Annotated in this window: 32 protein-coding genes; 2 read left to right on the top strand and 30 right to left on the bottom strand. The window is 60.7% G+C overall.

Annotated features, from left to right (window positions below; all coding sequences use genetic code 11):
* Positions 1–134: 134 nt before the first annotated feature.
* Together ACTJKL_RS30850 and ACTJKL_RS30845 are read right to left on the bottom strand one after the other, a co-directional pair.
* Positions 135–1,445 carry a replication-associated recombination protein A gene (locus ACTJKL_RS30850; RefSeq protein ID WP_100672250.1) on the bottom strand — a complete coding sequence of 437 codons (1,311 nt, stop codon included), beginning with the start codon at positions 1,443–1,445 and terminating at the stop codon, positions 135–137.
* Positions 1,442–2,839, bottom strand: coding sequence for a DegQ family serine endoprotease (locus tag ACTJKL_RS30845; RefSeq protein ID WP_440854663.1), 1,398 nt, complete (start codon positions 2,837–2,839; stop codon positions 1,442–1,444). Before ACTJKL_RS30845 ends, ACTJKL_RS30850 begins: the two co-directional genes overlap by 4 nt.
* A 287-nt stretch (positions 2,840–3,126) precedes the next feature.
* Here ACTJKL_RS30845 and msrP point away from each other — a divergent pair, with 287 nt between their 5' ends.
* Both msrP and msrQ read left to right on the top strand, forming a co-directional pair.
* Positions 3,127–4,068 carry a protein-methionine-sulfoxide reductase catalytic subunit MsrP gene (msrP, locus tag ACTJKL_RS30840; protein ID WP_440854662.1) on the top strand — a complete coding sequence of 314 codons (942 nt, stop codon included), beginning with the start codon at positions 3,127–3,129 and terminating at the stop codon, positions 4,066–4,068.
* Positions 4,069–4,070: 2 nt separating this feature from the next.
* Complete coding sequence (gene msrQ, locus ACTJKL_RS30835; RefSeq protein ID WP_440854661.1) at positions 4,071–4,721, top strand: protein-methionine-sulfoxide reductase heme-binding subunit MsrQ; 651 nt, start codon at positions 4,071–4,073, stop codon at positions 4,719–4,721.
* A 195-nt stretch (positions 4,722–4,916) separates the two neighbouring features.
* Here the strand turns inward: msrQ and rplQ are convergent, their stop codons facing one another.
* From rplQ to tuf, 28 genes are all read right to left on the bottom strand, one after another.
* On the bottom strand, positions 4,917–5,342 hold the full coding sequence (rplQ, locus tag ACTJKL_RS30830) for a 50S ribosomal protein L17 (protein WP_003536492.1): 426 nt from the start codon (positions 5,340–5,342) through the stop codon (positions 4,917–4,919).
* Positions 5,343–5,387: 45 nt separating this feature from the next.
* Complete coding sequence (locus ACTJKL_RS30825) at positions 5,388–6,398, bottom strand: DNA-directed RNA polymerase subunit alpha (RefSeq protein ID WP_003536494.1); 1,011 nt, start codon at positions 6,396–6,398, stop codon at positions 5,388–5,390.
* 103 nt (positions 6,399–6,501) lie between these two features.
* Complete coding sequence (gene rpsK, locus ACTJKL_RS30820; protein ID WP_003536496.1) at positions 6,502–6,891, bottom strand: 30S ribosomal protein S11; 390 nt, start codon at positions 6,889–6,891, stop codon at positions 6,502–6,504.
* A gap of 230 nt (positions 6,892–7,121) precedes the next feature.
* Positions 7,122–7,490: a 30S ribosomal protein S13 gene (rpsM, locus tag ACTJKL_RS30815; RefSeq protein ID WP_003536498.1), complete on the bottom strand. Its 369-nt coding sequence runs from the start codon at positions 7,488–7,490 to the stop codon at positions 7,122–7,124.
* Positions 7,491–7,720: 230 nt separating this feature from the next.
* Positions 7,721–8,299 (bottom strand): adenylate kinase, encoded by a 579-nt coding sequence (locus tag ACTJKL_RS30810; protein WP_100672246.1) that lies wholly within the window; start codon positions 8,297–8,299, stop codon positions 7,721–7,723.
* On the bottom strand, positions 8,296–9,636 hold the full coding sequence (gene secY, locus ACTJKL_RS30805; RefSeq protein WP_018099556.1) for a preprotein translocase subunit SecY: 1,341 nt from the start codon (positions 9,634–9,636) through the stop codon (positions 8,296–8,298). The genes ACTJKL_RS30810 and secY overlap by 4 nt, the downstream gene beginning before the upstream one ends.
* 235 nt (positions 9,637–9,871) lie before the next feature.
* Complete coding sequence (gene rplO / locus ACTJKL_RS30800) at positions 9,872–10,342, bottom strand: 50S ribosomal protein L15 (protein WP_018099555.1); 471 nt, start codon at positions 10,340–10,342, stop codon at positions 9,872–9,874.
* A 13-nt stretch (positions 10,343–10,355) separates the two neighbouring features.
* On the bottom strand, positions 10,356–10,559 hold the full coding sequence (rpmD, locus tag ACTJKL_RS30795; protein ID WP_003536508.1) for a 50S ribosomal protein L30: 204 nt from the start codon (positions 10,557–10,559) through the stop codon (positions 10,356–10,358).
* A gap of 12 nt (positions 10,560–10,571) precedes the next feature.
* Positions 10,572–11,141: a 30S ribosomal protein S5 gene (gene rpsE, locus ACTJKL_RS30790; RefSeq protein WP_003536510.1), complete on the bottom strand. Its 570-nt coding sequence runs from the start codon at positions 11,139–11,141 to the stop codon at positions 10,572–10,574.
* A 133-nt stretch (positions 11,142–11,274) separates the two neighbouring features.
* Positions 11,275–11,637, bottom strand: a complete 363-nt coding sequence (gene rplR / locus ACTJKL_RS30785) for a 50S ribosomal protein L18 (protein WP_003536512.1) — start codon at positions 11,635–11,637, stop codon at positions 11,275–11,277.
* Between the two features lie 12 nt (positions 11,638–11,649).
* Entirely contained in the window at positions 11,650–12,183 is a 534-nt protein-coding gene (rplF, locus tag ACTJKL_RS30780) for a 50S ribosomal protein L6 (RefSeq protein WP_003536514.1), read from the bottom strand.
* Positions 12,184–12,223: 40 nt separating this feature from the next.
* A complete protein-coding gene (rpsH, locus tag ACTJKL_RS30775; RefSeq protein WP_003536517.1) occupies positions 12,224–12,622 on the bottom strand; it encodes a 30S ribosomal protein S8 in 399 nt (132 codons plus the stop codon).
* A 12-nt stretch (positions 12,623–12,634) separates the two neighbouring features.
* Positions 12,635–12,940: a 30S ribosomal protein S14 gene (gene rpsN, locus ACTJKL_RS30770; protein WP_003536519.1), complete on the bottom strand. Its 306-nt coding sequence runs from the start codon at positions 12,938–12,940 to the stop codon at positions 12,635–12,637.
* Positions 12,941–12,974: 34 nt separating this feature from the next.
* Positions 12,975–13,532 carry a 50S ribosomal protein L5 gene (rplE, locus tag ACTJKL_RS30765; protein WP_003536522.1) on the bottom strand — a complete coding sequence of 186 codons (558 nt, stop codon included), beginning with the start codon at positions 13,530–13,532 and terminating at the stop codon, positions 12,975–12,977.
* Positions 13,525–13,836 carry a 50S ribosomal protein L24 gene (rplX, locus tag ACTJKL_RS30760; protein WP_003536524.1) on the bottom strand — a complete coding sequence of 104 codons (312 nt, stop codon included), beginning with the start codon at positions 13,834–13,836 and terminating at the stop codon, positions 13,525–13,527. Before rplX ends, rplE begins: the two co-directional genes overlap by 8 nt.
* Positions 13,837–13,850: 14 nt before the next feature.
* Complete coding sequence (gene rplN / locus ACTJKL_RS30755; protein ID WP_003536525.1) at positions 13,851–14,219, bottom strand: 50S ribosomal protein L14; 369 nt, start codon at positions 14,217–14,219, stop codon at positions 13,851–13,853.
* Between the two features lie 178 nt (positions 14,220–14,397).
* A complete protein-coding gene (gene rpsQ, locus ACTJKL_RS30750) occupies positions 14,398–14,634 on the bottom strand; it encodes a 30S ribosomal protein S17 (RefSeq protein WP_003536527.1) in 237 nt (78 codons plus the stop codon).
* A 13-nt stretch (positions 14,635–14,647) separates the two neighbouring features.
* Positions 14,648–14,848 (bottom strand): 50S ribosomal protein L29, encoded by a 201-nt coding sequence (rpmC, locus tag ACTJKL_RS30745; RefSeq protein WP_003536529.1) that lies wholly within the window; start codon positions 14,846–14,848, stop codon positions 14,648–14,650.
* 12 nt (positions 14,849–14,860) lie between these two features.
* The gene (gene rplP, locus ACTJKL_RS30740; RefSeq protein WP_003536531.1) at positions 14,861–15,274 is read right to left on the bottom strand and encodes a 50S ribosomal protein L16; all 414 of its coding nucleotides are present in this window, start codon (positions 15,272–15,274) and stop codon (positions 14,861–14,863) included.
* Between the two features lie 38 nt (positions 15,275–15,312).
* Positions 15,313–16,026, bottom strand: coding sequence for a 30S ribosomal protein S3 (gene rpsC / locus ACTJKL_RS30735; RefSeq protein WP_018099553.1), 714 nt, complete (start codon positions 16,024–16,026; stop codon positions 15,313–15,315).
* A complete protein-coding gene (gene rplV / locus ACTJKL_RS30730; RefSeq protein ID WP_003536535.1) occupies positions 16,026–16,415 on the bottom strand; it encodes a 50S ribosomal protein L22 in 390 nt (129 codons plus the stop codon). Before rplV ends, rpsC begins: the two co-directional genes overlap by 1 nt.
* Before the next feature lie 2 nt (positions 16,416–16,417).
* Positions 16,418–16,696 carry a 30S ribosomal protein S19 gene (gene rpsS, locus ACTJKL_RS30725; protein WP_002964358.1) on the bottom strand — a complete coding sequence of 93 codons (279 nt, stop codon included), beginning with the start codon at positions 16,694–16,696 and terminating at the stop codon, positions 16,418–16,420.
* Between the two features lie 15 nt (positions 16,697–16,711).
* Positions 16,712–17,548, bottom strand: coding sequence for a 50S ribosomal protein L2 (gene rplB / locus ACTJKL_RS30720; RefSeq protein ID WP_018099552.1), 837 nt, complete (start codon positions 17,546–17,548; stop codon positions 16,712–16,714).
* A gap of 43 nt (positions 17,549–17,591) precedes the next feature.
* Positions 17,592–17,885, bottom strand: a complete 294-nt coding sequence (locus ACTJKL_RS30715; RefSeq protein WP_003536621.1) for a 50S ribosomal protein L23 — start codon at positions 17,883–17,885, stop codon at positions 17,592–17,594.
* Complete coding sequence (gene rplD, locus ACTJKL_RS30710; RefSeq protein ID WP_003536623.1) at positions 17,882–18,502, bottom strand: 50S ribosomal protein L4; 621 nt, start codon at positions 18,500–18,502, stop codon at positions 17,882–17,884. Before rplD ends, ACTJKL_RS30715 begins: the two co-directional genes overlap by 4 nt.
* Positions 18,503–18,514: 12 nt before the next feature.
* Positions 18,515–19,201 carry a 50S ribosomal protein L3 gene (gene rplC, locus ACTJKL_RS30705; protein WP_440854660.1) on the bottom strand — a complete coding sequence of 229 codons (687 nt, stop codon included), beginning with the start codon at positions 19,199–19,201 and terminating at the stop codon, positions 18,515–18,517.
* Between the two features lie 122 nt (positions 19,202–19,323).
* Positions 19,324–19,632 (bottom strand): 30S ribosomal protein S10, encoded by a 309-nt coding sequence (gene rpsJ, locus ACTJKL_RS30700; RefSeq protein ID WP_003507767.1) that lies wholly within the window; start codon positions 19,630–19,632, stop codon positions 19,324–19,326.
* A gap of 142 nt (positions 19,633–19,774) precedes the next feature.
* Positions 19,775–20,950, bottom strand: a complete 1,176-nt coding sequence (gene tuf, locus ACTJKL_RS30695) for an elongation factor Tu (protein ID WP_100672242.1) — start codon at positions 20,948–20,950, stop codon at positions 19,775–19,777.

Below are 20,950 nucleotides of genomic sequence, written 5' to 3'. Positions count from 1 at the left end.
CCCGCGGAAGTTCGGATCCATTCGATCCGTGCAGCCGTCTGCGATGTGGTTCTTCTATGCCACGGGCTCATCGCGACAACAAGGTATCCTGTGGCAAGGCAGCCCTGCGGGAGTGACGGAGCTGGGGCGAACCCTCACGAATTCCGGTCGCGCCGAAGCTTGTTCCACCACTCCAGCCGCTTGCGGATCTCACGTTCGAAGCCGCGCTCCGGAGGGTCGTAGAAGGTCTTTCTGCCCATCTTCTCGGGGAAATAATCCTGGCCAGAGAATGCGTCGGGCTCGTCATGATCGTAGCGGTAGCCGTCGCCGTAGCCTTCCCCCTTCATGAGCTTCGTCGGAGCGTTGAGGATATGCTTCGGCGGCAGCAGAGATCCGTTCTCCTTGGCCGCGCGCATCGCCGCCTTGTAGGCGGTATAGACGGCGTTGGATTTCGGCGCCGTTGCAAGATAGACGCAGGCCTCGGCAAGAGCCAGTTCCCCTTCGGGGGACCCGAGATAATCATAGGCATCCTTGGCGGCATTGCAGATCGCCAGTGCCTGCGGATCGGCAAGGCCGATATCCTCGACCGCCATCCGCACGAGCCGCCTGCCGATATAGAGCGGATCCTCCCCGGCATCGAACATGCGGCAGAGATAATAGAGCGCCGCGTCCGGGTCGGAGCCCCGAACGGATTTATGGAGCGCCGAGATCAGGTTGTAATGGCCGTCCTGGCCCTTGTCGTATACCGGCGCGCGGCGCTGGACGATCTCCTGAAGTCCGGCGGAATCGAATATCTCGTCCCGGCGCGCCGCCCGCCATACCTCTTCCGCCAGCGTCAGCACCGCCCGGCCGTCCCCGTCCGCCATGCGGATCAGGCTGGCCCGCGCGTCGTCATCGAGCGGCAGCGGTTTGCCCTCGGCTGCCTCCGCCCGCTTCAGAAGTTCCTCGAGGCTGGCCTCGTCATGCGGCTTGAACGTCAAGACGCGCGCCCGCGACAGAAGCGCGGCGTTAAGCTCGAAAGACGGGTTCTCGGTGGTGGCGCCGACCAGGATGACGGTGCCGTCCTCCATGACCGGCAGGAAGCTGTCCTGCTGCGCCCGGTTGAACCGGTGGATCTCGTCGACGAAAAGCAGCGTCTGGCGCCCCGACATGCGCCGGGCGCGCGCAGATTCGAATACCTTCTTAAGATCCGCAACGCCGGAAAAGATCGCCGAAATCTGCTCGAATGCGAGACCTGCCTCGCCTGAAAGCAGACGGGCAACCGTTGTCTTGCCGGTTCCCGGCGGGCCCCAGAAGATCATCGAGCCGAGGGATCCGGAAGCGATCATCCGTGTGAGCACGCCGTCGGGGCCGGTCAGATGCTCCTGGCCGGTCACCTCCGCCAGCGTGCGCGGGCGCAGGCGATCGGCCAGCGGCCTTGCCGAGGCCATTTCAGGAGGCTCATGGGGGGCGAAGAGATCGCTCATCGGAAGAACTGACGGATGATCTGGCCGTTGCGCTCGATCTCGACACGCCAGAAGGAGGCATCCTCGGCGACGACGCCTTCCAGCGTCTTCGAACTATCGATTGCCGTCCCGTTGACTGAACGAACGATATCTTTCGGTTCCAGGCCGATACGTGCAGCCGGCGAGCCGCGATTGATCTCGGTGATGACCACACCCTGCAGCGACGTGGGCATGCGCAACTCGTCCGCAAGCCGCGGCGAGAGATTTGCCACGACAGCGCCGGCGAAGGGGTTGCGCCCCTCGATCAGCCGTTCGTCCCGTGGCTGTGTTTCCGGCGCCCGCTCAAGCTTGAGGGCGATTTCGCGCGAACTGCCGTTCTCCGAGATCGTAACCCGCGCCTCGTGGCCGATCCCCACGGTGGTCAGACGATAACCAAGCGCATCGGGGTGTTCGACCGGTATGCCGTTGACGGCGGTGACCACCTGTCCGGGGCGCATGCCGGCGCTCTCCGCCGGACCGCCTGCGACGACCGCCGTCACCAGCGCCCCGCGGGCCCGCTCAAGCCCGAGCGCCTCGGCCACATCGGAAGTCACCGGCTCGAAAGTCGCCCCGACGAAGGGACGGATGAACGAGCCGTTGCCTCCTTCAGCGGAGGCAACGAAAACCTTGACCAGGTTGGCGGGGATCGCAAAGCCCACGCCGTTGGAACCGCCGCCTCTCGAAAAAATCGCGGTGTTGATTCCGATCAACTCGCCCTTCATGTTGATCAGGCCGCCGCCGGAATTGCCCGGATTGATCGCCGCATCCGTCTGGATGAAAAAGCCGAAATCGCCGTTGGAAATCTGGTTGCGGGCGAGCGCCGACACGATGCCGCTCGTCACCGTCTGCCCGACGCCGAAGGGATTGCCCATCGCCAGAACCAGGTCGCCGACCTCCACCGCGTCGGAACCACCGATCGGGACGATGTCGAACGGACCGTCCGACTGAATTTTCATGACGGCCAGATCGAGGCGATCATCCTTCAATATGACTTTGCAGGGGAACTCACGCCCGTCGGCGAGCGCCACCTTGATATCGTCGCCGCCCTCGATGACATGGTTGTTGGTCACGACCAGGCCATTGCGGCCGACGATCACGCCCGACCCCAGAGACGACTGCTTCTCGGTGCGATTCGGCATCCGCTGCCCGAAGAATTCCTCGAAGAAAGGGTCTCCGGCAAAGATCGAGCGACGCTCCACCACGCGCTCGGCATACACGTTCACAACTGCATTCGCCGTCTGTTTGACGAGTGGCGCGAAAGAGAGCTGCATCTCCGACCGCGACTGCGGCACGGTCCTGGCATCCTGGGCCATCGCAGGTGACGATATGGCAACAGCAAGCACGAGAGCCGCGAGAGCGCGATGGCCGAAGATCATGAAGCATTCTCCCTTTCGTTGCAGCTACGTTCAGATAGGATTTCGCACGGAAAAAGGCAAACCTGTCGCCCGACAATCCAACGCAATGCAGCCGCAAGGAGGGGTCGTTTCATCAGGGAATTCATAGGAGTACATGCTGCGCGCCAATTGCTCGGCCTTGCGCTCCCAAAGACGCAGGCGACGTTCACGAGTCATGCACGAAAACGTGGTCTCGCCAGCCTTTTCCGGTGATCGAAACTCTGCTCATTTGCGTATTAGAAAAAGTCGAATGACACCGAGGAGACCCCATGCCCAGCTATCGCACGCCGAAGATTGCCGCTGCCGAAATCACCCCGGAGCGCTTCTTCCTGGATCGGCGGACCTTCATCGCCGCCGCGGCCGGAAGCCTGGCCCTCGCCGTGCCCAAGCCGAGCCGCGCGGCCGCACTCGACGCGTCCAAGAGCAAATACAGGGTCGATGAGCCCGTCACGCCGGAAAAGGACGCCACCACCTACAACAACTTCTATGAATTCGGGACCGGCAAAGGCGATCCGGCTGCCAACTCCGCAAACTTCAAGCCGGCGCCCTGGACGGTGAAGGTCGACGGATTGGTCGGCAAGCCGCGGGAATTCGGCCTGGAGGAGCTCCTGGCCTTCCCTCTGGAAGAGAGAATTTACCGGATGCGCTGCGTCGAAGCGTGGTCGATGGTCATTCCCTGGGTCGGCTTTCCGTTGGCCGCGCTCCTCGACAGGGTCGAGCCGCTCGGAAGCGCGAAATATGTCGCCTTCGAGACCGTGGTCCGGCCGGAGGAAATGCCGGGCCAGTCCGGTTATTTCCAGCCCCTGGAATGGCCCTACCGGGAAGGCTTGAGGCTCGACGAAGCGCGCCACCCGCTGACGATCCTCTCCGTAGGGCTCTATGGCAAGACGCTGCCGAACCAGAACGGCGCACCGATCCGCCTGGTGGTACCGTGGAAATACGGCTTCAAGGGAATCAAATCGATCGTGCGCATCTCTCTGACCGAGACGCCGCCGCCGTGCACCTGGAACCTCGCCGGGCCGAGTGAATACGGCTTCTATGCCAATGTGAATCCAGCCGTCGATCATCCCCGCTGGAGCCAGGCGACCGAAAACCGTATCGGCGAAGGCGGCTTCTTCGGCGCCAATCGCCGCGATACGCTCCCCTTCAACGGCTACGCAGAAGAGGTTGCGAACCTCTACGCCGGCATGGACCTCAGGGTGAATTTCTGAGGATGCCGAGCCTTCCTGCCCTGCCGAAACGATTGCACGGCCCTTCGATCTGGGCGCTCTATACGCTCGGCCTCATACCGGCCGCCTGGGGGTTCTATCTTGGAGCCACCGGTCGGCTGCCCGGCAATGCAGTCAAGGAATTCGAGCACCTGCTCGGCATCTGGGCCCTCCGCTTCCTGATTGCCACGCTGACGATCACGCCGATTCGCGACCTGTTCGGCGTCAACTGGCTCAGATACCGCCGCGCCCTGGGCCTCCTCGCCTTTTACTATGTGATGATGCATTTCCTCACATATATGGTGCTGGACCAGACGCTCCTTCTCCCGGCCATTCTCGCCGACATCGCCCGCCGTCCCTTCATCACCATCGGCATGGCAGCCCTCGTGCTGCTCATCCCGCTGGCGGTTACATCGAACAACTGGTCGATAAGGCGCCTTGGGCAACGATGGAACAAGCTTCACAGGCTCGTCTACGTGATTGCTGCGGCCGGCGCGCTGCATTTCGCCATGTCGGTCAAGGTCGTAGGCCCTGAGCAAATGCTTTATCTGTTCCTTGTGGCGGTGCTCGTCGCCTGGCGCGCCGTCAGAAAGCGGTTTCTGCGGTGGCGGCGCCAGGCCACCGCACCCGTACGGTCGCACGCCAGAGCGGAATAAAGGCGCAAGCCGGGAGAGCCGCACCGGCCAAGGTCCCGCGACACCCTCTCCCGACCCTCATATTTTCCTTTGCCTGTCACAGGATTTGAGAGGCACAGGAATGAGGATCTACTTCTACTTTCAATAAAACCAACAAAAAAGCGGCCGGAGGCGATCAGCCCCCGGCCGCTTGAAAGGTTTCGTCAACCGATCGGATCAGGCCGCTTCGGCTGCTTCGGCTTCGGCAGAAACGCGGGCGCGGTCCTTCGAACCCTTGGCGTCGACGTCGCGGTCAACGAATTCGATGACGGCGAGCGGGGCATTGTCGCCCTGGCGGAAACCTGCCTTCATGATGCGCAGGTAGCCGCCGTTGCGGGTGGCGTAGCGCGAGGCAATCGCGTCGAACAGCTTCGAGACGACGGCAACGTCGCGGATCTGCGAGATCGCCTGGCGGCGGGCATGCAGATCGCCGCGCTTGCCGAGCGTGACGAGCTTTTCCACGATCGGACGGATTTCCTTGGCCTTCGGCAGGGTCGTGACGATCTGCTCGTGCTCGATCAGCGAAGCTGCCATGTTGGCAAACATCGCCTTGCGGTGGCTGGCGGTTCTATTCAGCTTGCGGCCGGCTTTACCGTGGCGCATGGCTATTCTCCTTTACTTGCAGGCATCCGCCCGCAGTCTAATAGGTTAGTACTGGTCTTCGTAACGCTTGGCGAGGTCTTCGATGTTCTCCGGCGGCCAGGACGGCACTTCCATGCCGAGATGCAGGCCCATGGAAGCGAGAACTTCCTTGATCTCGTTGAGCGACTTGCGACCAAAATTCGGCGTACGGAGCATTTCTGCTTCGGTCTTCTGAATGAGGTCGCCGATATAGACGATGTTGTCGTTCTTCAGGCAGTTGGCCGAACGGACGGAAAGCTCCAGTTCGTCGACCTTCTTGAGAAGCGCGGGGTTGAAGGCGAGTTCGGTGACTGCCTCTTCCTCGGTTTCCTTCTGCGGCTCGTCGAAGTTGACGAAGACCGACAGCTGGTCCTGAAGGATGCGGGCCGCGAAAGCGATCGCATCTTCGCCGGTGACGGAGCCATCGGTTTCGATGGACATCGTCAGCTTGTCGTAGTCGAGAACCTGGCCTTCACGGGTGTTTTCCACCTTGTAGGAGACCTTCTTGACCGGAGAGTACAGGCTGTCGACCGGAATGAGGCCGATCGGCGCATCTTCCGAGCGGTTGCGGTCAGCCGGTACGTAGCCCTTGCCGTTGTTGACGGTGAACTCCATGCGGATTTCCGCGCCCTCGTCGAGGGTGCAGATCACGTGGTTCGGGTTGAGGATCTCGATGTCGCCAACCGTCTGAATGTCACCGGCGGTCACGACGCCCGGACCCTGCTTGCGCACGACCATGCGCTTTGCGTCGTCGCCATCCATCTTGATGGCGATTTCCTTGATGTTGAGCACGATGTCGGTCACGTCTTCCCGCACGCCCGGGATAGAAGAGAACTCATGCAATACGCCGTCGATCTGAACCGCGGTTACGGCAGCACCGCGCAGCGACGACAATAGGACGCGACGAAGCGCGTTGCCGAGCGTCAGGCCAAAGCCGCGCTCAAGCGGCTCCGCGACCAACGTTGCCTTGGTGCGGCCGGAGGAGGCGAACTCCACCTTGTTCGGCTTGATCAATTCCTGCCAATTTTTCTGGATCATGTTTTCTGCCTTCCGTTCGTTGCCACCATCCAATCGTGACAACCGAGCCCCGAAGACCGGGAGGACACCGGAACGTCCTCACCGGAATGTTGAATACAGATGATCAGACGCGGCGCTTCTTGCGCGGACGGCAGCCATTGTGCGGGATCGGGGTCACGTCACGGATCGACGTGATCATGAAACCTGCAGCCTGGAGCGCGCGAAGAGCGGATTCGCGGCCGGAACCAGGACCGCAAACTTCCACTTCCAGCGACTTCATGCCGTGTTCCTGAGCCTTCTTGGCGCAATCTTCAGCGGCGATCTGCGCGGCGAACGGGGTCGACTTGCGCGAACCCTTGAAACCCTTCGCACCGGCGGACGACCAGGCAATAGCATTGCCCTGCGCGTCGGTAATGGTGATCATCGTGTTGTTGAACGACGAATTGACGTGTGCGACGCCAGACGTGATGTTCTTGCGCTCGCGACGGCGAACGCGGGTGGCTTCCTTGGCCATAGGATCCCTTTCTTAGATCTCTGCACCGCCGTAATTCCAGCGGCTCCACCGGGAAAAGGATTGGTCGTCCCCTGCCCTGCATCTTACAATTCGCGACAGCCGGGACACCGGCTTCGCGAGCATTCCGAGAAACCGGTAACGGCACTCGCATTGGTCGGACACTTGCCCTTCCCAAACTGCAAAAGGAGGCCGGCGCGTGCGCCAGCCTCCCGTTTTCCCTTTTCGGGAAATTACTTCTTCTTGCCGGCGATCGCCTTTGCCGGACCCTTGCGGGTGCGGGCATTGGTATGCGTGCGCTGACCGCGCACCGGCAGGCCGCGACGATGGCGCAGACCGCGATAGCAGCCGAGATCCATCAGACGCTTGATGTTCATCGAGGTCTCGCGACGCAGGTCACCCTCGACCTGATAGTCACGGTCGATCGTTTCACGGATCTGAAGGACCTCAGCGTCCGTCAGCTGGTGAACGCGACGCTCGGCCGGAATGCCGACCTTCTCGATGATTTCCTGTGCGAATTTCGTGCCGATCCCGTGAATATACGTCAGCGCGATGACGACGCGCTTTGCGGTCGGGATGTTGACGCCAGCGATACGTGCCACGTCTATTCTCCTTGCGTTCCAGTTGCCTACAGGCAATAGGTGCTTCGTTACGCGACCTTAAGAGCCGCTCGTTGATTGAGGTTCGAGACACGTCAAAAACGACCGTACCCGGACTTCATTTCGTTGAAGACCGCGCCGATCGCTTCTCTTGTCGCGAGTTGACGCAGTCTTTGGAGGAATCGGCCGAAAAAGTCAACTCCCCGGCGCTTCCATTTTGGCAAAGGCAATGCCTATACCAGAATCTTCTCGATCTCGGCCGTAACCGTATCCACATCCGCCATGCCGTCCACGGTCTTCAACCGACCGGTTCGGGCGTAGTGTTCCGAAAGCGGAGCGGTCTTTTCCCGATATTCCTGCAGACGCCGCCGGAATGCTTCCGGATTGTCGTCCGAGCGTACGGTGCCGCCGGCCGCGACGGTTTCGGCTACGCGATTCTCCATGCGCCGCACAAGAGCTGCCTCATCGACTTTCAACTCGATGACCGCATCGAGCTTCAAGCCTTTTGCCTCAAGCATCCCGTCGAGCGCTACGGCCTGCGGGACCGTGCGCGGATAGCCGTCGAGAATGAAGCCCCTTGCGCAATCCGGCGAATCGATGCGGTCGGAGACGATCTCATTGACGATTTCGTCGGAGACGAGCTGGCCGGCATCCATCACGGCTTTCGCCCGCTTGCCGACCTCGGTCGCCTGAGCTACGGCCGCCCGAAGCATATCCCCCGTGGAAAGCTGCGGAATGCCGTATCTCTCCGTCAGAAGCTTGGCCTGAGTACCCTTGCCAGCGCCCGGCGGTCCCAAAAAAATTAACCTCATCGTCCCCTCTTTCCTCCGCGCAGCTTCGACTTCTTGATCAGCCCCTCATATTGCTGGGCAATGAGGTGACCCTGGATCTGTGCTACCGTATCGAGGGTCACACTGACAACAATCAAAAGCGACGTACCACCAAGGTAGAACGGCACCCCTGTCTGCGAGATGAGTATCTCAGGCAGGATGCAGACAAAGACCAGGTAGATCGCGCCGATGACGGTGATGCGCGTCAACACGTAATCGATGTATTCGGCCGTGCGTTCACCCGGGCGGATGCCCGGAACGAACCCGCCATGCTTCTTCAGATTGTCGGCCGTATCCTTCGGATTGAAGACGATGGCCGTATAGAAGAAGGCGAAAAAGGCGATCATCGCACCGTAAAGGATCATATAGAGCGGCTGACCGTGAGCGAGCGCACCGACGATCGCCGTTGCCCAGTCGGGCATGGTCGCGGTGTTGGCAAAGCCGGCGAGCGTGGCGGGCAGCAGGAGAAGCGACGACGCGAAGATCGCCGGGATCACACCCGAGGTGTTGAGCTTCAGCGGCAGGTGCGACGTGTCGCCCTGGAACATGCGGTTGCCGACCTGGCGCTTCGGATACTGGATCAGCAGGCGGCGCTGCGCGCGCTCGACGAAGACGATCAACGCGATCACGCCGACGACCATGACGATAATCGCAAGGATGAGAGGCGTTGACAGAGCACCGGTACGGCCGAGCTCAAGGGTTCCGGCAAGCGCCGAGGGCAGAGCGGCGACGATGCCGGCGAAGATGATCAGCGAAATACCGTTGCCGATGCCGCGGGAGGTGATCTGCTCACCGAGCCACATCAGGAACATCGTGCCGCCGAGCAGCGAAATAACGGTGGAAATCCGGAAGAACCAGCCCGGATCGTTGACGAGACCGCTGCCGCTTTCGAGACCGACGGCAATACCGTAGGCCTGCATCGCGCCCAACAGCACCGTGCCGTAGCGGGTGTACTGGTTGATGACCTTGCGGCCCTGCTCGCCCTCTTTCTTCAGCTGCTCGAGCGCCGGAACGACCGACGTCATGAGCTGCACGATGATCGATGCGGAAATGTAGGGCATGATGCCGAGGGCGAAGATCGCCATGCGCTCGACCGCGCCGCCCGAGAACATGTTGAAGAGGCCGAGAATGCCCCCCGACTGCCCCTGAAATGCCTGCGCGAATGCGTCCGGGTTAAGGCCCGGCAACGGAATGTAGGTGCCAAGTCGATAGACCAGAAGCGCACCGAGAGTGAACCAAAGGCGCTTTTTCAGATCTTCCGCCTTGGCGAAAGTCGAAAAATTCAGGTTCGAGGCGAGCTGTTCCGCTGCAGAAGCCATGCAATTCTCCGCGTACCAAGTCTCGGAAACACGGGAAAACCCGGTCGTTCCGGATGGAATCAGTTTTCGTCGTGGAAAACCAGGCGCGAGGCGATTGTCGCTGCAATCGGATGCCTCACCGTGGTTTCCGTTATGTCCCGTCGCGGCAGCCGATTCGCTGCGCTTGGACGTGAGGCTCACATATGGGAGCAAAACCGCCCGGCGTGAAGCACCCCGGGCGGTTCATCAGTCATATTTATTCAGCGGCTGCGGAGAGCAGCTTGACGGAACCGCCAGCCTTCTCGATCTTCTCGATCGCAGGCTTGGAGGCGCCGGCAACTTCGAGCGAAACCTTCGCCTTCAGTTCGCCGTCGGCGAGAACGCGCACACCATCCTTGACGCGGCGGATAACGCCGGCGGCCTTGAGAGCGGCGGCATCGACGGTCTTGGAGGCGTCCAGCTTCTTGGCATCGACTGCGGCCTGAATCCGGCCGAGCGACACGACAACGAACTCCGAAGCGAAGATGTTGTTGAAGCCGCGCTTCGGCAGGCGGCGGTAGATGGGCATCTGACCGCCTTCGAAGCCGTTGATCGCGACGCCCGAACGCGCCTTCTGACCCTTTACACCGCGACCGGCCGTCTTGCCGGAACCGGAGCCGATACCGCGGCCCAGACGCTTGCGGTTCTTGGTCGCGCCTTCGTTGTCCTTGATTTCATTCAGTTTCATATCTCGATCCCCCTCACTTCTCGTCGACGACGCGAACGAGGTGCTGGACGGCCCGGATCATCCCGCGAACGGCCGGAGTGTCTTCCAGCGTGCGTACCCGGTGCATCTTGTTGAGGCCCAGACCGACGAGCGTCTGACGCTGCACGGCCGGACGGCGAATGGGGCTACCGATCTGCTCGACGGTAACCGTCTTCTTGGCAACTTCCTTCTTAGCCATCTGTCAGCTCCCTTATTCTTCGGAAGCAACGCCGGCGGAAACGCGACGGGACTGGAGCGTGGCGTACTTCATGCCGCGCTGTGCCGCGATATCCTTCGGGTGCATCTGGTTCTTGAGCGCGTCGAAGGTAGCGCGAACCATGTTGTAGGGGTTCGACGAACCGGTCGACTTGGCTACGACGTCGTGAACGCCGAGCGTCTCGAAGACGGCGCGCATCGGGCCACCGGCGATGATACCGGTACCGGGCTTGGCCGAGCGCAGCAGCACCTTGCCGGCGCCATGACGGCCGTGCACGTCGTGGTGCAGAGTGCGGCCACCGCGCAGCGGTACGAAGATCAGGTCGCGCTTGGCGGCTTCCGTTGCCTTACGGATGGCTTCCGGCACTTCGCGTGCCTTGCCATGGCCGAAGCCGACGCGGCCCTTCTGGTCGCCTACGACGACGAGAGCGGCGAAACCGAAACGACGACCGCCCTTCACCACCTTGGCGACGCGGTTGATAGCGACGAGCTTATCGACAAATTCGCTGTCGCGCTCTTCGCGGTTCTGGCGATCTTCGCGAGAACCTCTTCTTTCTTGTGCCATTGTCCTCTTCCTTTTTCTTTTCCGGGTGCAATCGGCAGATTGACGAAAGCCGCCTCGCTTCCTTGGAAATCGAAGCGGCCGGGGATTTGCGAAGCCGGGTTACGCCCGGGCATTGCGGCCCGGGCGACGAACTTTAGAAGTTCAGGCCGCCTTCGCGAGCTGCCTCGGCCAGCGCCTTGATGCGGCCGTGGTAGATGAAGGCGCCACGATCAAAGACAACGTCCTTGATGCCCGCCTTGGAAGCACGTTCTGCCAGGAGCTTACCGACAGCCGTAGCGGCTTCGGTATCGGCGCCGGTCTTCAGCGAAGACCGCAGATCCGTGTCGAGGGTCGATGCCGAGGCAATCGTCTTGCCGGCAACATCGTCAATGATCTGCGCATAGATGTTCTTCGACGAGCGATGAACCGACAGGCGCGGGCGGCCATTGGCAACCGCCTTGATTTGACGGCGCACGCGGCTGGCGCGACGCACAAGAGTATCTTTCCTGCTAGCCATTTCGCGTGATCCTTACTTCTTCTTGCCTTCTTTGCGGACGATCCGCTCTTCGGCATATTTGACGCCCTTGCCCTTGTAGGGCTCGGGGCCACGGTATTCGCGGATTTCCGCGGCAACCTGGCCGACCTGCTGCTTGTTGATTCCGGAGACGACGATTTCCGTCGGCTTCGGCACAGCGATCGTGATGCCTTCCGGCGTCTGGTAGACGACGTCGTGGCTGAAACCGAGCGCGAGCTGCAGGTTCTTGCCCTGCATGGAAGCGCGGTAACCGACGCCGTTGATTTCGAGCTTGCGCTCGTAACCGTCCTTCACGCCCTTGAGGATGTTCTCGATCATCGTGCGGGACATGCCCCACTTTGCGCGAGCATCCTTGCTCTCGTTGAGCGGCTGAACGACAACCGTGTTGTTTTCGAGCTTCACCGAAACTTCGTCATTTGCGACGAAGAACAGTTCGCCCTTCGGGCCCTTTGCCGTTACCTTCTGGCCATCCACGTTAGCCGTGACGCCTGCCGGAACTTGAACGGGCTTCTTACCGATACGAGACATTTTTATACCTGTCTGTTCGCTATGGAGATCCTGCTCGATCTTAGAAGATCGAGCAAAGAACCTCGCCACCAACATTCTGTTCGCGTGCCTGGTGATCGGCCATCACGCCCTTCGGAGTCGAAAGGATGGTGATGCCGAGGCCGTTCGCGACCTGCGGAATGGACTTGACCGAGACATAGACCCGGCGGCCCGGCTTGGAGACGCGCGCGATCTCACGGATCACGGATGCGCCTTCGTAGTACTTCAACTCGATGTTCAGCTCGGCCTTGCCGTTGCCGAATTCGACCTCTGAGTATCCGCGGATGTAGCCTTCAGCCTGAAGGACATCCAGAACGCGTGCGCGAAGCTTGGAAGCCGGCGTCGAAACGCTCGACTTGCGGCGAGCAGCGCCGTTGCGGATACGGGTGAGCATATCGCCCAAAGGATCAGTCATTGCCATGTACCCGTCTCCTTACCAGCTCGACTTGACCACGCCCGGCACCTTGCCGAGATTGCCCAGTTCGCGAAGTGCAATACGCGACATGCGCAGCTTGCGATAATAGGCACGCGGACGACCGGTGACTTCGCAACGATTGCGGATGCGGGTCTTGGACCCATCGCGGGGCAGTTCGGCCAGCTTGAGGGTGGCCTTGAACCGCTCTTCGATCGGCAAAGACTGGTTCATGATGATTGCCTTCAGGACCGCGCGCTTGGCGGCGTGATTGGCAACCAGTTTGCGGCGGCGCTTGTTCTTTTCAACTGCGCTCGTTTTCGCCATAACAGTTATCCTTCTTTACGCTTGCCGTTACGGATTACTGACGGAACGGGAAGTTGAACTCTTTGAGAAGAGCGCGTGCTTCGTCGTCGTTAGTTGCCGTCGTGCAAACGATGATGTCCATGCCCCACATCTGATCAACCTTGTCGTAGTTGATCTCAGGGAACACAATGTGCTCCTTGATGCCCATGGCAAAGTTGCCACGACCATCGAAGGACTTCGGATTGAGGCCGCGGAAGTCTCGAACACGCGGAAGAGCGATGTTGATGAGACGATCCAGGAACTCATACATCCGAACGCCGCGCAAGGTAACCTTGGCACCAATCGGCATGCCTTCGCGAAGTTTGAAGCCGGCGATGGAGTTGCGAGCGCGGGTGATGACCGGCTTCTGGCCGGCAATCGCAGCGAGGTCGGCAGCAGCAACGGTCGGCTTCTTGGAATCGCCGGTCGCTTCGCCAACACCCATGTTGATGACGATCTTGTCGAGGCGCGGGATCTGCATTTCGTTGGCGTAGGAGAACTGCTCCTGCATCGCCTTGCGGATGCGCTCTACATATTCCTTCTTGAGCCGGGACTCATAAGCGGACTTAGCCATCGATCACATCTCCCGAACGCTTGGCCACGCGGACCTTCTTGTCACCATCGATCTTGAAACCGACGCGGGTCGGCTTGCCGTCCTTCGGATCGGCGATCGCGATGTTCGAAAGGTGGATCGAGGCTTCCTTTGTGATAATGCCGGCTTCCTGGTTCTGAGTCTGGCGCTGGTGACGCTTCACCACGTTGACGCCGCGCACGAGAGCCCTGTCTTCCTTCGGCATGACCTGAATGACTTCGCCGGTACGGCCCTTGTCCTTACCGGTCAGAACGACGACCTTGTCGCCTTTGCGAATCTTTTGCATCTCTGATCGCTCCCTTAGAGTACTTCCGGAGCCAGCGAGATGATCTTCATGTGGTTCTTGGCGCGGAGTTCGCGCGGAACCGGTCCGAAGATACGGGTGCCGATCGGCTCTTTCTTGTTGTCGATGAGAACGGCTGCGTTGGTGTCGAAACGGATGACGCTGCCATCCGCACGGCGGATGTCTTTCGCGGTGCGAACGACAACAGCCTTCATGACATCACCCTTCTTCACGCGGCCGCGCGGAATGGCTTCCTTGATCGAAACGACGATGATGTCGCCGATCGACGCGTATTTACGCTTGGAGCCGCCCAGCACCTTGATGCACATGACACGACGTGCGCCGGAATTATCCGCCACGTCGAGGTTTGTTTGCATCTGAATCATGTCAGGTCGCCTTCTTGTTGTTACCAGGCCGGTTGGGTCGAAACCCCCTCGCCCGGCTTATTGTGCTCATCTCAAAGCAAAAGAACGCTCGAACTCGAGCGTTCCTCGGCTTTAATTGCGTGCTTCATACAGATATTTGCCCGAGACGCAAGGGTCCGGCGGTCAAAACCTGCAGAAATCAAGACTGGGCGGAAACGACCGTCCAGCGCTTGTCCTTGGAAATCGGCGCGCATTCCTCGATGGAAACGAGGTCGCCGACCTTGAACTGGTTGTTCTCGTCGTGAGCCTTGTACTTCTTGGAACGACGAACGGTCTTCTGAAGGATCGGGTGCGCAAAGCGGCGCTCGACCCGGACGACGACGGTCTTGTCGTTCTTGTCGCTGACGACGGTGCCCTGCAGAATGCGTTTCGGCATAGTGTTCTGGTCCTTAGGCCTTGGCTTCTGCCGCCTTCTGGCGGGCAATGGTTTTGATGCGTGCGATGTCCTTGCGGACCTCGTTGATACGCGAAGACTTCTCGAGCTGGCCAGTCGCCTTCTGGAAGCGCAGGTTGAACTGCTCCTTCTTCAGTTTGGCAAGCTCTTCCTTGAGTTGGTCGGCGCTCAGAGCGCGAACATCTGCGGCTTTCATGAGCTTCACTCCTTACTCTGCGATACGCTGCACGAAGCGCGTCTTGACAGAGAGCTTGGCAGCGCCGAGGCGAAGTGCTTCGCGGGCGAGCTCCTCGTTGACACCGTCGATCTCGAACATCATGCGGCCGGGCTTGACCTTGCATGCCCAGTATTCGACCGAACCCTTGCCCTTACCCATGCGGACTTCGGTCGGCTTTGCCGTGACCGGAACGTCGGGGAATACCCGGATCCAGACGCGGCCGGCGCGCTTCATATGACGGGTGATCGCACGGCGGGCCGCTTCGATCTCGCGAGCATTGACGCGGTTGGGCTCCTGAGCCTTCAGACCGAACTCGCCGAAGGCGAGGTCAGAGCCGCCCTTCGCGACGCCCTTGATGCGCCCCTTGAACTGCTTGCGATACTTCGTACGCTTTGGCTGCAACATTTTTTTACTTCTCCGATATTGGCTGCCACGCGCGAATGTTACGCGTTCTCGCGGCGACGCTCTCTGCCGCTACCGCCCTGGTTGTCACTCTCGGTCGCGCGACGCTCGGAAGCCATCGGATCATGCTCAAGGATTTCGCCCTTGAAGATCCAGACCTTGACACCGCAGATACCGAAAGCGGTTTCCGCTTCGGCCGTGCCGTAGTCGATGTCGGCGCGCAGCGTATGCAGCGGAACGCGGCCTTCACGATACCATTCGGTACGGGCGATTTCCGCACCGCCAAGACGGCCGGCACAGGTGATCTTGATGCCTTCGGCGCCGAGGCGCATCGCCGACTGAACGGCACGCTTCATCGCACGACGGAACGCTACGCGGCGCTCGAGCTGCTGAGCGATCGACTGCGCAACGAGCGTTGCGTCGACTTCCGGCTTGCGCACTTCGACGATGTTGAGGTGCGTTTCCGAATTGGTCATCTCGGAAAGCTTCCTGCGAAGCTTTTCGATGTCGGCGCCCTTCTTGCCGATGATCAGGCCCGGGCGTGCCGAGTGGATCGTCACGCGGCACTTCTTGTGCGGACGCTCGATCACGACCTTGGCGATACCGGCCGACTTCAGCTCTTCCATCAGATAGGCGCGGATCTTCAGGTCTTCGTGAAGAAGCTGGCCGTATTCCGCGTTGTCCGCGAACCAACGGCTATCCCAGGTCCGGTTGATGCCGAGACGGAAACCGATCGGATTAATCTTCTGGCCCATTATGCGGCCTCCCCTTTGGCTTCCACTTCACGAACGACGATCGTCAAGTGCGCGAACGGCTTTTCGACCCGCGATGCACGGCCGCGACCACGGGCGTGGAAGCGCTTCATCACGATCGACTTGCCAACAAAAGCTTCTGCGACGATGAGCGAATCAACGTCGAGATCATGGTTGTTCTCTGCGTTGGCGATCGCAGATTCAAGCGTCTTCTTGACGGTGCCTGCGATGCGCTTGCGCGAGAACTCGAGTTCGGCCAGAGCCCGGTCGACCTTCTTGCCGCGGATCAGCGCGGCAACGAGGTTGAGCTTCTGGGGGCTGACGCGGATCGTGCGCGCAACTGCCTGCGCCTCATTATCCTTCAGCCGGCGTTCGGCTTTTGCCTTGCCCATCGTTACTTCCTCTTCGCTTTCTTGTCCGCGCCATGACCATAATAGGTCCGGGTCGGAGCGAATTCACCGAACTTGTGACCGACCATTTCTTCGGACACCGAGACGGGAACGTGCTTGTTGCCGTTGTAGACGCCGAAGGTCAGACCGACGAACTGCGGAAGGATCGTGGAGCGACGGCTCCACATCTTGATCACTTCGTTGCGGCCGCCTTCGCGGACCTTCTCAGCCTTCTTGAGAAGATAACCGTCAACAAACGGACCTTTCCATACTGAACGAGCCACTTGAGACTTCCTCTCTTACTTCTTGCGCTGGTGACGCGAGCGCATAATGAACTTGTCGGTCGACTTGTTGGAGCGCGTGCGCTTGCCCTTTGTGGGCTTGCCCCATGGCGTGACCGGATGGCGACCACCGGAGGTGCGGCCTTCACCGCCGCCGTGCGGATGGTCAACCGGGTTCATGACGACGCCGCGTACGTGCGGACGCTTGCCGCGCCAACGCGAACGGCCGGCCTTACCATCATTGATGTTGCCGTGATCGGGGTTCGATACAGCACCGATCGATGCGAGGCAAGAGCCGTGCACCAGACGCTGCTCGCCCGAGTTCAGGCGCAGGATCGCCATGCCCTGGTCACGGCCGACGAGCTGAGCGTAGGTTCCGGCGGAGCGAGCGATCTGACCGCCCTTGCCCGGCTTCATCTCCACATTGTGGATGATGGAGCCGACCGGAATGTACTGCAGCGGCATCGCATTGCCGGGCTTGACGTCGACGGCCTTTTCCGAGGCAATCACCTTGTCGCCGACAGCCAGGCGCTGCGGCGCAAGGATATAGGCCTGCTCACCGTCCGCGTAGTTGACCAGCGCGATGAACGCCGTGCGGTTCGGGTCATATTCCAGACGCTCGACCGTGCCTTCGACGTCGAACTTGCGACGCTTGAAGTCGACCAGACGGTAGGTCCGCTTGTGACCACCGCCCTGGAAACGAACGGTGATGCGGCCCAGGTTGTTGCGACCGCCCTTGGAGGACAGGCCCTCGGTCAGCGCCTTGACCGGCTTGCCCTTGTAGAGGCCGGCACGGCTGACGATGACCAGTTGACGCTGGCTCGGCGTCGTCGGATTGAAACTTTTCAATGCCATTTTCTTGTTCCCTTTTGGGTTTTTACCCTAATGGGCCTATCCGTTAGAGACCGGTGGAAACGTCGATGGACTGACCGTCGGCGAGCGTTACGATCGCCTTCTTCACGTCCTTCTGCTTTCCGGCGAAGCCGCGGAAGCGCTTCAACTTGCCCTTGCGGACGAGCGTGTTCACGGCCGTGACCTTCACGCCGAACAGCGCTTCGACGGCAGCCTTGATCTCAGGCTTCGAAGCACCCTTGGCGACATTGAAGACGACCTGGTTCTGTTCGGAGACCAGCGTCGACTTTTCAGTGATCGAGGGAGACACGATCACGTCGTAGTGGCGAAGATCCGTCATTTGAACCGCTCCTCCAGAGCTTCCACAGCAGCCTTGGAAAGCACGAGCTTGCCACGGCGCAGAATGTCGTAAACGTTGATGCCCTGAACCGGCAGAACGTCCACATTCGGGATATTCTGGGCGGCGAGCTTGAAGTTGCCTTCGATCTCGGCTCCGCCGATGATCAGGGCGTTGGTAAGGCCGAGCGAGGCGAATGCACCGGCGAGCGCCTTCGTCTTTGCTTCGTTGGCGACGAGATCGTCGATGACGATGATGTCCTCGGCCTTCAGCTTGGCAGACAGCGCATGGCGCAGGCCCAGTGCGCGGATCTTCTTCGGAAGATCGTGCGCATGGCTGCGGACGACCGGCCCGTGAGCCTTGCCGCCGCCGCGGAACTGCGGAGCACGAGCCGAATGGTGGCGGGCGCGGCCCGTACCCTTCTGCTTGTACATCTTGGCGCCGGTGCGGGAGACTTCCGCACGGCCCTTGGACTTGTGCGTACCCTGCTGGCGCTTTGCGAGCTGCCAGCGAACGACGCGGGCAATGATGTCTTCACGAGGCTCGAGACCGAAAATGGCGTCGGAAAGGGAAACCTTTCCCGCGTCCTTGCCCTCGAGGGTTTTGACGGTGAGATCCATTATTCGGCTCCCTTACTTCGATTCTGCGGCGCGCACTGCGGCAGGGCGCGGTGCGCCTTCCGGAGTGCCCGACTTGATGGCGTCACGGACGACGATCCAGGAACCCTTGGAGCCGGGAACTGCACCCTTGACCAGGATCAGACCGCGGTCTTCATCGGTCGATACGACTTCGAGGTTCTGCATGGTGACGCGCGTCTGGCCCATGTGACCAGCCATGCGCTTGCCCTTCCAGACGCGGCCCGGGTCCTGGTTGGAACCGGTCGAACCATGCGAACGGTGCGAGACGGACACGCCGTGCGTTGCACGCAGGCCGCCGAAGTTGTGGCGCTTGATCGCGCCGGCAAAACCCTTACCGATGGTGGTGCCGGTAACGTCCACGAGCTGCCCGGCGACGAAATGGCCCGCCGTAAGCTCGGCGCCAATGTCGATCAGGTTGTCGGCGCTCACGCGGAACTCGACGAGCTTTGCCTTCGGCTCAACGCTGGCAGCGGCAAAATGGCCGCGCATGGCCTTCGGCGTATTTTTGACCTTCGAACGGCCGGCACCCAGCTGAACTGCGGTATAACCGTTCTTCTCTTCCGTGCGGTGGGACACTACCTGGCAGTTCTCCAGCCGCAATACTGTTACCGGGATATGCTCGCCGGCGTCGTTGTAGACGCGGGTCATTCCCACCTTCTGTGCAATCACACCTGAACGCATCGGTTCACGCCTCTTGTTTAGGGTTCCCGTCCGGCGCTTCACACACCTTCCGGTTTCCTGTTCCTGGAAGCCGTTGGAGAAACTCCACGTACCTTCCTTGTTATTTCGGCTTGCGCCGGGTCTTACAGCTTGATCTCGACGTCTACGCCGGCGGCCAGATCGAGCTTCATCAGCGCGTCCACCGTCTGCGGGGTCGGATCAACGATATCGAGAAGACGCTTGTGCGTGCGCATCTCGAACTGTTCGCGGCTCTTCTTGTCGACGTGGGGCGACCGGTTGACCGTGAATTTCTCAATCCGGGTCGGAAGCGGCACGGGCCCGCGCACACTCGCACCGGTGCGCTTGGCCGTCGACACGATTTCGCGCGTGGAGGCATCGAGGATCCGGTGATCAAACGCCTTGAGGCGGATGCGGATATTCTGGCCGTTCATTCGACTTGTCCTTGCTCGTGTTTTCCGGTGTGCTCACGAAGCACACACTTGAAGTATTCGTTTCGCTTAGCCGCTTCTTTTCAAAAATCGCAGGGACATGGCCGACCATGTCCCTGCCGAAACGGCTCAAGCCGTTTTCTTGTTACTCGACGATGGAGGCGACGATGCCTGCGCCGACGGTGCGGCCGCCTTCGCGGATAGCGAAGCGCAGCTTTTCTTCCATCGCGATCGGCACGATCAGCTCGACGTCAACCGTGACGTTGTCGCCCGGCATGACCATTTCCGTGCCTTCCGGAAGCGTCACGATGCCGGTCACGTCCGTCGTGCGGAAGTAGAACTGCGGACGGTAGTTGGTGAAGAACGGCGTGTGACGGCCACCCTCTTCCTTCGTCAGGATGTAGGCTTCGGCCTTGAACTTGCGGTGCGGCTTGACCGAACCCGGCTTGCACAGAATCTGACCGCGCTCGACGCCGTTGCGGTCGACACCGCGAAGCAGCGCGCCGATGTTGTCGCCGGCCTGGCCCTGGTCGAGCAGCTTGCGGAACATTTCAACGCCCGTGCAGGTCGTCTTCGTCGTCGGACGGATGCCGACGATCTCGATTTCCTCACCGACCTTGACGATGCCGCGCTCAACGCGACCGGTCACGACCGTACCGCGGCCCGAGATCGAGAACACGTCTTCGATCGGCATCAGGAACGGCTGGTCGATCGGACGCTCAGGCGTCGGGATGTAGGCGTCAACCGCAGCCATCAGCTCGCGGATCGCGTCTTCGCCGATCTTCTTGTCCGAATCCTCAAGCGCAGCCAGAGCCGAACCCTTGATGATCGGAATGTCGTCGCCCGGGAATTCGTAGGACGACAGCAGTTCGCGCACTTCCAGCTCGACCAGCTCGAGCAGTTCAGCGTCGTCGACCTGGTCGACCTTGTTCAGGAACACCACGATCGCCGGAACGCCGACCTGGCGGGCGAGCAGGATGTGCTCGCGCGTCTGCGGCATCGGGCCGTCAGCGGCCGAAACAACCAGGATCGCGCCGTCCATCTGCGCCGCACCGGTGATCATGTTCTTGACGTAGTCGGCGTGGCCGGGGCAGTCGACGTGCGCATAGTGACGGTTCGGCGTCTCGTATTCGACGTGCGCCGTCGAAATGGTGATGCCGCGCGCCTTTTCTTCCGGCGCAGCGTCGATCTGGTCATACGCCTTGAACTCGCCGAAATACTTCGTGATCGCTGCCGTCAGCGACGTCTTGCCATGGTCAACGTGGCCAATCGTGCCAATGTTGACGTGCGGCTTATTGCGCTCAAATTTGCTCTTTGCCAT

Origin of the sequence: Sinorhizobium sp. 22678 (assembly GCF_052044265.1) — a bacterium.
GTDB classification, from domain to species: Bacteria; Pseudomonadota; Alphaproteobacteria; order Rhizobiales; family Rhizobiaceae; genus Sinorhizobium; species Sinorhizobium meliloti_A.
This window is presented reverse-complemented; position numbering and strand designations above follow the sequence as displayed.